Source organism: Barnesiella sp. (genome assembly GCF_022723415.1).
GTDB classification, from domain to species: Bacteria; Bacteroidota; Bacteroidia; order Bacteroidales; family Barnesiellaceae; genus Barnesiella; species Barnesiella intestinihominis.
The window spans coordinates 23,727-32,882 of sequence record NZ_JAIJHU010000043.1 but is presented as its reverse complement, the minus strand read 5'-3'; the positions used below and the strand labels follow the sequence as shown (position 1 = coordinate 32,882).

The following is a 9,156-nucleotide window of genomic DNA, read 5'->3' as shown; positions in this document are numbered from 1 at the left end:
TTGGGGCTCGAACCCAAGACCCCAACATTAAAAGTGTTGTGCTCTACCAGCTGAGCTAGCGAATCTAACCTTGTTGCTTTTTGTAAAAGCGTTGCAAAGATACGGCTTTTATTGGAATATGCAAGCGGTATCTGTAAATTATTATACTTAATTTTATCGGTATAAAGTCATATTTTTATTTTATGCTTTGATTATTAGCGCATAATACTTTCAAAGAGAGGTATAAGTAAAGAGGTGATAACTCCCATCAGCCCGATGGCCAAGCCACTGATAGCTCCTTCGACGGCTCCCAATTCGATGGCTCGTGCCGTTCCTAGCCCATGTGCCGCCGAACCTAAGGCAAGCCCTCTGGCTACTCGGCTGTTGACATGGCAGCGGTCGAGAATGGCAGGACCGACAATACCGCCCAAAAGCCCGCAGCCAAATACGATAACTGCGGTGAGCGACGGTATGCCATTCGAGTGTTCCGACAAGGAGATAGCGATGGGTATGGTTACCGATTTAGGTTGCAGTGACGAGGTGATAGTCTCGTCTACTCCCATGATTCTGCAAATAGCTATGACACTTACTATACCTACGATACCGCCGGCAAAGACAGCAGTAAGTACGGGTATCTCTTTCCCTCTGATTTGCTCGATTTGTTCGTAAAGGGCATATCCCAGTGCAACGACCGAGGGTCCTAAAAGAAAGCTGATGAAACTACTACCTGCACAAAACGTGTCATAGTCAATGTCCAGTAATGAAAGGAGAGCTATGATAAGCACCATAGCGACTAGAAGAGGGTGAAACAGAGCTATGTGTTTTTTTCGGTACAATTTGCAGCCGGCTAAATAGCTTCCCAATACCAATAGGAGTATAAAGGGAGTAGAAGAAAATATTTCACTCATATTTTTTCACCTCCTTTCTTATGGGATAATTTACGGTCGAGCTGTTCTTCGGTTACTCCGACGACAACGATCACCAGCAATGTTGTCACAACCGATACGGTGAGTAATACTACCCAATTGCTCATGAGTATTTTATATTCGTGCATTAGCCCTATGCTGGCGGGAACGAAAAACAGAGCCATATTGCGGGTGAGTGCCGAGGCTGCTTTATCTACATCGTGCGGACGGATCCATTTTAAAGTGAGCGCGATGAATAGCAATATCATGCCGCATACGCTGCCGGGAATGAGTTTCCCGATTAGCAGACTCATCATCTCTCCTAATACATAGAAAAGCATGATGTAACAAAAACCTTTAATCATTTTTACTTAATCTTGATAATACCTGAATACCTTCTGTTATTTATTTTTATAGTGAATACCGTCTTCGCAGGCGGTAATGAATCCTTCGTCCTGTAAAAAGCGCAAGCTCTCGATAACCTCGTTCTCTGGATAGGGGAGGCTTTCCACGATTTCGTTTCGGCTGATTGCCCCATTTCCGAGCAGTCGCTGTATCTCTTTCGCAATTTGTATCGGAGAATTTTTTGAGGCGGTCTCTCGTTTTTTTCGTTCGATACAGTTGTCGCAATAGCCACATTCATAATCTGCTTTTTCTCCGAAATATTCTAGGAGCATTTGTTGGCGACAGCGAGAGGAGGTGGCGTATGTAATCATACTTTTTATGCGATCTGCCATACGCTCTCGACGCTCTTCATAGGCTTCACGGGTAATTTGTACATAGCGGGGCTCCATGCGTTCCCGGGTATAGACGATGTATGGGGTGCGACGCCGGGGAATATAATGCAGTACATGCATGCGGTTCAGTTTTAGCAGCGATTCATACACTTCCTGCTGGTTCATGCCGAGCCGTTGGCACAACAAATCTTCATGAATATATGTGTAGTCGGCGAACAGTCCGGTATAAGATCGCAACAAGCATTGCAGCACACGGTCGGTTTGGGGATCACTTTCTCGTAATTCGTATAGTTCGTCCTTGTGTACCAGAATCATGATCCGGGATAGAGAGTCGGTTTCCTCGATAAATTCGATATATCCCGAAATGGTAAGTATTTTCAGCGCGTTGAGTACAGGTGTGGCAGCATACTTGAATGTGGTGCAAAAGCGTTTCAAGTTAAACTCGTAAATCGAATCCATGCCATAGCCTAATGCTATTTCGAGAAAATTGCCTACGCGTTCGTAAACTTTCAATATAAATTCCTTATCGGGAAATTCCTCGGTCAACCTTTTGTGCAACGTGGCTTTATCTCTTCGGGCATAAAGTAATACCGCATAGGAACGGGTTCCATCACGCCCCGCTCGTCCCGCTTCCTGAAAGTACTCTTCGGGGGCGTTCGGCATTTCGATATGGACGACAACCCTTACGTTTGGTTTGTCTATACCCATGCCGAAGGCATTTGTCGAAACCATAACCCGGATTTCGTCTGCTTTCCATTTTTGTTGTTTATCGGCTTTTTCTTCCGAGTTCAATCCGGCGTGAAAAAAATCTGCCGAGATACCAGCTTTGCGCAATTCTTCGGCAACTTCTTTCGTACGTTTTCGATTCCTCACATACACGATAGCGCTGCCCGGCACACGGTTGAGTATGCGTAGCAGTTGTTGGAGCTTGTCTTCTCCTTGTCTTACCACGTATGAAAGATTGGGACGTGAGAAGCCGGTGCGGAAAACTTGCCCGTTGCGAAAGGATAGTTTACGTTGTATATCTTCGGCTACTTTGGGGGTAGCAGTAGCTGTGAGTGCCAGTATAGGGACTTCGGGCAGAATATAACGTATGTCCGCTATTTTCAAATAGGCCGGACGGAAATCGTATCCCCATTGAGAAATGCAGTGAGCTTCGTCCACGACGATAAAGGAAACCGGCAATCCTTTAATACGAGCGATGAATAATTCCGTATCCAGACGTTCCGGTGAAATGTACAGAAATTTATAGCGTCCGTACAGGCAATTGTCGAGAGTAACGATCATCTCACGGCGCGTCATACCGGCGTGCAGATAAGCAGCCCGTATCCCTCGGCTGCGTAGGTTATCTACTTGGTCTTTCATCAAAGCGACCAATGGGGTAATTACTAAACAGATACCTTCCCGGCTAAGGGTGGAAACTTGGAATGTGAGGGATTTTCCTCCCCCCGTCGGCATTAATCCCAACGTGTCATGCCCGTCGAGCAGTGAGGTGATAATCTCTTCCTGCATAGGACGGAATTGGGAATAGCCCCAATATTTATGCAATACTTCGTGGATAATTTCGTTCATTCCTTTTACAGATTCGGCGCAAAATTACAATTTTATCTTTTATGACGTAGAAATAGCGAAATAAATCTGATTGTTATCGATTCGTTCAAGGTCAGAGGGGCGTTTTTTGAATTTTTTTTATTTCTTGATTAGTATAAAGTAAAGAGGGTTGCAATATCTAAAAAAAAGCGATATATAATAAAAATAAAGTTTGACCGTTATTATGATATGTGTTTTTAGTTAGAAAGATGAATCAAATACGGAGAATTTTATTATTCGGCTGCTTTTTCTCTACTATTTTTAACATAAAGGCTTATGACTTTGAGCATGAGAAGATTTATTATAAAATTACATCTGAGTCTGAGGCGACCGTTGGTGTAGATAGGGGAACGACTGAGTATATTGGGAAAATTGTTATCCCCGAAGAAGTTCAAGGTGGAGATGGAATTTTTGTTGTTGGACCGGGTGGAGAGATTATTGGGCCACCTGTGGTTGATTATTCAAAGACGTATAGAGTGACATCGATTGAAGAAAATGCTTTCGGAGGCTGTTTGGGGGTGGAAACTGTGACTTTACCTGAAAGTATCGTTTCAGTTAATAAATGTGCTTTCCAAAATTGTTTGTTTTTGGTGCAAATCTATTGTTTGGGACAGGTTCCACCTGTTTGTGATTCTAGTAGCTTTGATAATGTAAATAAGAAGGATTGTGTACTATATGTTCCGAAAGGACGATTGGCTGCTTATAGGAATGCTCATGTTTGGAAAGATTTTCCTATGATTGTAGAATCTGATTTTTCAGGGATTGTAGAAATTCAAAATTCTGTGAGAATTTCGGGAAAAGAAGACCGAATAATAATAGATGGTATAACCGAAGGGTATGTTTGGATTTATGATATAAACGGAGTATTGGTAAAAACTTTGCCGGCAACTGGCGAGCGTATGGAGATTCGGTTACAAGAAAGAGGTATTTATCTTGTTAAATATGCAGGTAGAACGGTTAAGGTAAAGATATGATTATATTCAATCCTGTCTTGTAATTTTATTTTTGAAAATGTAAATGGTAAACAGTAGGGAGAGATTTACAAGAAATCTCTCCCTACTGTTATATTGTGTCAAATAGGATTATTCCGAGGGGCGCATATCTTTGATAAATAACTGTATCGAACCATTGTTGTGGGTGTTCTCCTCTATGGTGTAACAAATATCGAATGGTTTGCCGGCTTTGATATGTTCGAAATGCTGACTCATATTAAATGCGATTCCATTCATGATATTTTTCGATTTGCTATCTACCAGTTCCAATTTCACGTGTTCGTTCTTTTTTCCAACAAGGCGGCTTGTTCCGTAATCGGTTACACGCCGGGTGCAGAAAATAGGTTTTTGGTTTCCCGGGCCGAACGGATTAAATTGTTTCAACATAGTAAAGAAATCGGGTGTGATTTCATTGAAATTGATTTCTGTATCTATGTCGATTTGCGGTTCCATCTGGTCTGGTAAGATGTGCCGGGCGACGTGTTCCTCGAATCGAGCCGTAAATTCCTTGATGTGTTCTTCTTTCATCGATAATCCCACGGCATAGGTATGTCCTCCGAAATTTTCGAGTAAGTCTCGACAAGATTCTACGGCTTTATAAATATCGAATCCTTGTACCGACCGAGCCGACCCTGTGGCCAGTCCGTCGGATAGGGTGAGAACGACGGCCGGGCGATAATATAGTTCCGTCAGGCGTGAGGCCACGATACCTATAATTCCTTTGTGCCAGTCTTTATTGTAAATGACAATCGATTTTCTTCGATTTATGTCGATATGCTCTTCCAATATTCTGCTCGCCTCTTCGGTGATACGTTTATCGAGCTCTTTACGATCCTCATTGTACTGGTCGATATTTTGACTTTTTTCCAAAGCCCCTGCCATGTCTTTGGCAACCAGCAGGTCTACTGCTTCTTTTCCCGATTGCATACGTCCCGAAGCATTGATGCGAGGCCCTATTTTGAATACGATGTCGCTGATTGTAATATTTTTGTTATTCAATCCGCATACTTTCAATATACCTCTTAAACCCATGCTGGGATTGGAGTTGAGTCGTTTAAGACCGTGATAGGCGAGGATTCGGTTTTCCCCGGTTATGGGTACGATGTCTGACGCTATGCTCACGGCGACGAGATCGAGCAGCGGTTCCAGGTCGGAAGTTATGTCGATACCGTTGTTGATGGCAAATCCTTGCATGAATTTGTAGCCGACGCCACACCCCGACAAATGTTTATAGGGATAGGTTTCTCCTTCTAATTTGGGATTGAGTATAGCTACGGCATCAGGCAATTGGTCATCAGGCATGTGATGGTCGCAGATGATAAAATCGATCCCTTTGCTTTTGGCGTAAGCTATTTTTTCTACGGCTTTGATGCCACAGTCGAGAGCGATGAACAGCGTGATACCGTTTTCGGCGGCATAGTCGATACTTTTGTCGGAAATACCGTATCCCTCTTCATAACGGTCGGGGATATAGTAGTCGAGTCCCGAATAATAGTTTTGTAAAAACTTATATACCAGAGATACGGCAGTCGTCCCGTCTACGTCGTAGTCTCCGTAAATCATAATTTTTTCTTTACTCCCTAATGCACGATTAAGCCTAACTACAGCTTTTTCCATATCTCTCATTAAGAACGGGTCATGGAGATCGGACAGCTGGGGCTTGAAAAACTTCTCCGCTTCGGCGGCAGAAGTAACCCCTCGTTGAGCGAGTAGCTTACAGAGTGCAGGGACCTTTGGATATCGGTCCCCTAATGTCCGGGCTATTTGTTGTTCGTTTGATGTAAGGGGTAAGTAATTCCATTTACTTATCATTTATATGTTTTTTATTTTTTATCTGTCTTAATGCCCCATTATATAATCGAGAAAGATATTTTCGACGATATAACCGGGAAAGTGTACGAGGTAGGATTACCTTAAATTCCTTACCTTCATGAGACTATCGCAGTGAGAAGGAGATGTATTTTTTACAGACAATCCTTTTTCACCTTATTATTGCCGTAAAGTTATAAAAAGACATTCAATGTTGAGCCGTTTTTAGGAATTAAAATTATAAATCTTCAAATTTTTAACCTCCTTCAAACAATGAGTGTAAATAGTGCTATGGCGTTAGTAATAATTCATAGTCCACGACATCTAACCATCGGTCGAATTTTAGTCCCACTTTTTTGAAATGGGATACTTGTTTGAATCCGAGTCCGATGTGGAGTGACTTGCTGGCTATATTGTCGTCTGTTATGCAAGCTATCAATGCTCGATAATTTTTGTTACGGCACTCTTCGATTAATTTTTGCATGAGCAGAGTTCCTATGCCTCTGCCTGTGTATGCGGGAGATAAATAAACGGTTGTTTCTGCTGTATATCGGTAAGCAGCTCTTTCTTTCCATGCATGGGCATAACAGTATCCGACCACTATGCAGTCTGTTTCATAGACAAGATAGGGGTATTTCGACGATATTTGCACGATACGTGACAGCATATCTTCTTCGGTTAAAGGTTCGGTTTCGAATGAAATTATGCTGTTTGTGATATATTCGTTATAAATTTTCGTGATTGCTGTGGCATCTTATGGCTTTACGTCTCTTATCATTGTTTCTCTGTTTTACGATACGGGTATATAAAGAATCGGTAAACTGTTATATACGAGGGTTTGTGTTTTATAAGAAAACGAGAAAGGGGCAAAAATTTATTCGCCCCTTTCTCGTTCGATACGATGATTATTGATTGTCTTGTATCATGTGTACATCTACTTGCGGATAAGGGAAATGCAGCCCGTATTTGTCAAACTGTTTGTAGACTTGTTCGTTAAAGTCGAAGAATACTCCCCAGTAATTCTCGGAAGCTGTCCATACTCGTACGGTTATTTCGATCGCACTATCGGCTAGACTGCTTAGGACTACAAACGGAGCCGGGTCATCGAATACTCGTTTGTCTGCTGCAAGCAGTTCGAGAATGGCTTTGCGAGCCGTATCGAAATCGTCGCCGTATGCGATGCCTATTTTCCAGTCGACACGTCGGCGTCCCTCTTTGGAATAGTTGTTCAGGCTGCCTGTCGATAATCCGCCGTTGGGTATGATAATCGTTTTGTTATCCGGTGTATTGAGTATGGTATTGAATATCTGTATTTCCTTTACGGTTCCCGAATAACCTTGCGCTTCGATAAAATCTCCGACTTTATAGGGTTTGAACAGAAGTATCATGACCCCTCCTGCGAAGTTTTGAAGCGTACCGCTCAAAGCCATACCGATGGCAAGTCCGGCAGAGGCGAATATGGCTAAAAACGAACTGGTGTTGATACCGAGTATTCCTATCACGATAACGATGAGAATAAGCATCAAGATGATGCGTATCAAGCTGAGTAGAAAGGTCCGCAGGGACAGTTCGACGTTACGGCGTATGAATGCTTTGGAGATAAAATGATAGATACGGTTGATGATCCACTTTCCGATAAAAAATACAGCCAGTGCGATAGCTATTTTTACTGCTCCGTGTAATATGGCACTGATGGCTTGTTCCATGAATTGCTGGAACGATAGAGACGAAAGTGCCGATAATTTTTGTTGCCACGTTTGGGCGATCTCTTCCGGAGCCGGAACTTCTGGCGTTTGAGCCAGTAAGGATTGTAAAGAATTGAAAATTGACATTATGAATAGAATTAAGAGTTTAATTATTGTCGGGATAGACTCGTTTGTACCAATCAAGGGTCGTATAATATCGGTCGAGGGTCGTGTTTCCTGTTCCTAAAATGTAGCAGCTCAGGCCGCAATGTTTGTAAATGGAGACATCTCCCATGACCGAAGGGGTTGCCGCATGGTAGAGTATGGCTTGGGAGAGGGCTTGCTCCAACCCTGTATTTTCATCGGGAGTAGCGATTTGCGATAGAAAATCTTGTAAGTCAAAACAAATATATGGCGGTTGACGATCGAAATGTTGGATATTGGAAATATCGGGCATGGCATCGTTTCGATGAGCCTCGAAAATTTCATGGATACTATCGGCTAATGCTTCCAATCTATGGCAGTCCACCAATCCCACGGTAGATGTGCGATATGCTCCGCTTTGAGCATTGTAATAAGTATAGATTGTATTGCAAACATCTTTGAGATCGAGATGATAATCGAATAGTTTTGGAATGGTCAACGAGTAGGGCATTCCGGCTCCTAGAACTTCGGCTGCCGATCCTATATAATAATCGGTCTTGTTTCGTAATTGATAGGCACATTCTATTCCACCCATGAAACAAACGTCCGTGAGAATGAAGTGGAATTGTTTATCGGGTATAGCTTCTGCTAGTTCGTCTATTTCCATATAATTTTTTCCGTCTTGCCCGAAAGAGCGTGTGGGCAATTCGTACCGTCGAGCCGGTGAAAGAGCTAACGAGGAGTTTCCCGGAGCCCAGCCGGTGCTGTGAGACCAAAGTATCAATCCGTATTCTTTCGCTGGAAATAGTTCTTTCGTTTCGTCGATTACCGAACGCATGACTTCCGTGGTAGCCGAGTTACGGTCCGGGTATTCCTTTATAATCGCTTTTTCAGCCGAACCAGATTCGTTTTTCCTAATCTGTATAAGCTGAGGATTTGTATCGTATCCGTCGCGGTAAATAATGAGATTTCCTCCATTTAGACCTCCCGATGCAGCGACTTGTAACATGTCGTTGATATTTTGCGTATCGAAACGGTATGTCGATCCTAAGTTGTTGTTCGACAACATATAAATCAGTACCGTACGGTTTACAGGTCCTTGTTCCGGTTCATCTTCGTTGGCGCATCCCGAAAACAGAATGACAATTCCTAAGAAGAGGATAATCCGATGGCTGAATAAAATACTATATATAAATTTATGATTACTCATCATTTGCAAAATTAACAGAAAAATTTAGAATGTCTGTTGCTTTTGATTCGTTTTTGCATATCTAATATGTGAATGTAACGTCTAAACCCGTACCTTTGTTATATA

8 protein-coding genes are annotated in these 9,156 nt (G+C 42.6%); 1 reads left to right on the top strand and 7 read right to left on the bottom strand.

The genetic code is table 11. The features are described 5' to 3' along the window. Positions 1-194: 194 nt before the first annotated feature. The 3 genes from QVD32_RS09550 to QVD32_RS09540 are packed head-to-tail and all read right to left on the bottom strand — an operon-like array spanning position 195 to position 3,193. Positions 195-887: an LrgB family protein gene (locus QVD32_RS09550; RefSeq protein ID WP_021892241.1), complete on the bottom strand. Its 693-nt coding sequence runs from the start codon at positions 885-887 to the stop codon at positions 195-197. Next, positions 884-1,249 (bottom strand): CidA/LrgA family protein, encoded by a 366-nt coding sequence (locus QVD32_RS09545; protein WP_040295795.1) that lies wholly within the window; start codon positions 1,247-1,249, stop codon positions 884-886. The genes QVD32_RS09550 and QVD32_RS09545 overlap by 4 nt, the downstream gene beginning before the upstream one ends. A gap of 36 nt (positions 1,250-1,285) precedes the next feature. Further along, positions 1,286-3,193, bottom strand: a complete 1,908-nt coding sequence (locus QVD32_RS09540; protein ID WP_118687565.1) for a RecQ family ATP-dependent DNA helicase — start codon at positions 3,191-3,193, stop codon at positions 1,286-1,288. Between the two features lie 227 nt (positions 3,194-3,420). On the opposite strand from QVD32_RS09540, the gene QVD32_RS09535 reads away from it, so the two are divergent. Beyond that, entirely contained in the window at positions 3,421-4,185 is a 765-nt protein-coding gene (locus QVD32_RS09535) for a leucine-rich repeat protein (protein ID WP_021892243.1), read from the top strand. A 108-nt stretch (positions 4,186-4,293) separates the two neighbouring features. Here the strand turns inward: QVD32_RS09535 and recJ are convergent, their stop codons facing one another. From recJ to QVD32_RS09515, 4 genes are all read right to left on the bottom strand, one after another. Then, complete coding sequence (recJ, locus tag QVD32_RS09530; RefSeq protein WP_008860662.1) at positions 4,294-6,015, bottom strand: single-stranded-DNA-specific exonuclease RecJ; 1,722 nt, start codon at positions 6,013-6,015, stop codon at positions 4,294-4,296. Between the two features lie 286 nt (positions 6,016-6,301). Continuing rightward, on the bottom strand, positions 6,302-6,754 hold the full coding sequence (locus QVD32_RS09525; RefSeq protein ID WP_287710203.1) for a GNAT family N-acetyltransferase: 453 nt from the start codon (positions 6,752-6,754) through the stop codon (positions 6,302-6,304). A 163-nt stretch (positions 6,755-6,917) separates the two neighbouring features. Next, positions 6,918-7,844 (bottom strand): mechanosensitive ion channel family protein, encoded by a 927-nt coding sequence (locus tag QVD32_RS09520; protein WP_008860660.1) that lies wholly within the window; start codon positions 7,842-7,844, stop codon positions 6,918-6,920. A gap of 19 nt (positions 7,845-7,863) precedes the next feature. Further along, positions 7,864-9,054: a clostripain-related cysteine peptidase gene (locus tag QVD32_RS09515; protein ID WP_118687566.1), complete on the bottom strand. Its 1,191-nt coding sequence runs from the start codon at positions 9,052-9,054 to the stop codon at positions 7,864-7,866. Between the last annotated feature and the right edge of the window lie 102 nt (positions 9,055-9,156).

Coding starts and splice junctions, on each gene's coding strand:
- recJ (WP_008860662.1), bottom strand. CDS start 6,015: ATGATAAGTAAATGGAATTACTTACCCCTTACATCAAACGAACAACAA.
- QVD32_RS09540 (WP_118687565.1), bottom strand. CDS start 3,193: ATGAACGAAATTATCCACGAAGTATTGCATAAATATTGGGGCTATTCC.
- QVD32_RS09535 (WP_021892243.1), top strand. CDS start 3,421: ATGAATCAAATACGGAGAATTTTATTATTCGGCTGCTTTTTCTCTACT.
- QVD32_RS09550 (WP_021892241.1), bottom strand. CDS start 887: ATGAGTGAAATATTTTCTTCTACTCCCTTTATACTCCTATTGGTATTG.
- QVD32_RS09515 (WP_118687566.1), bottom strand. CDS start 9,054: ATGATGAGTAATCATAAATTTATATATAGTATTTTATTCAGCCATCGG.
- QVD32_RS09545 (WP_040295795.1), bottom strand. CDS start 1,249: ATGATTAAAGGTTTTTGTTACATCATGCTTTTCTATGTATTAGGAGAG.
- QVD32_RS09520 (WP_008860660.1), bottom strand. CDS start 7,844: ATGTCAATTTTCAATTCTTTACAATCCTTACTGGCTCAAACGCCAGAA.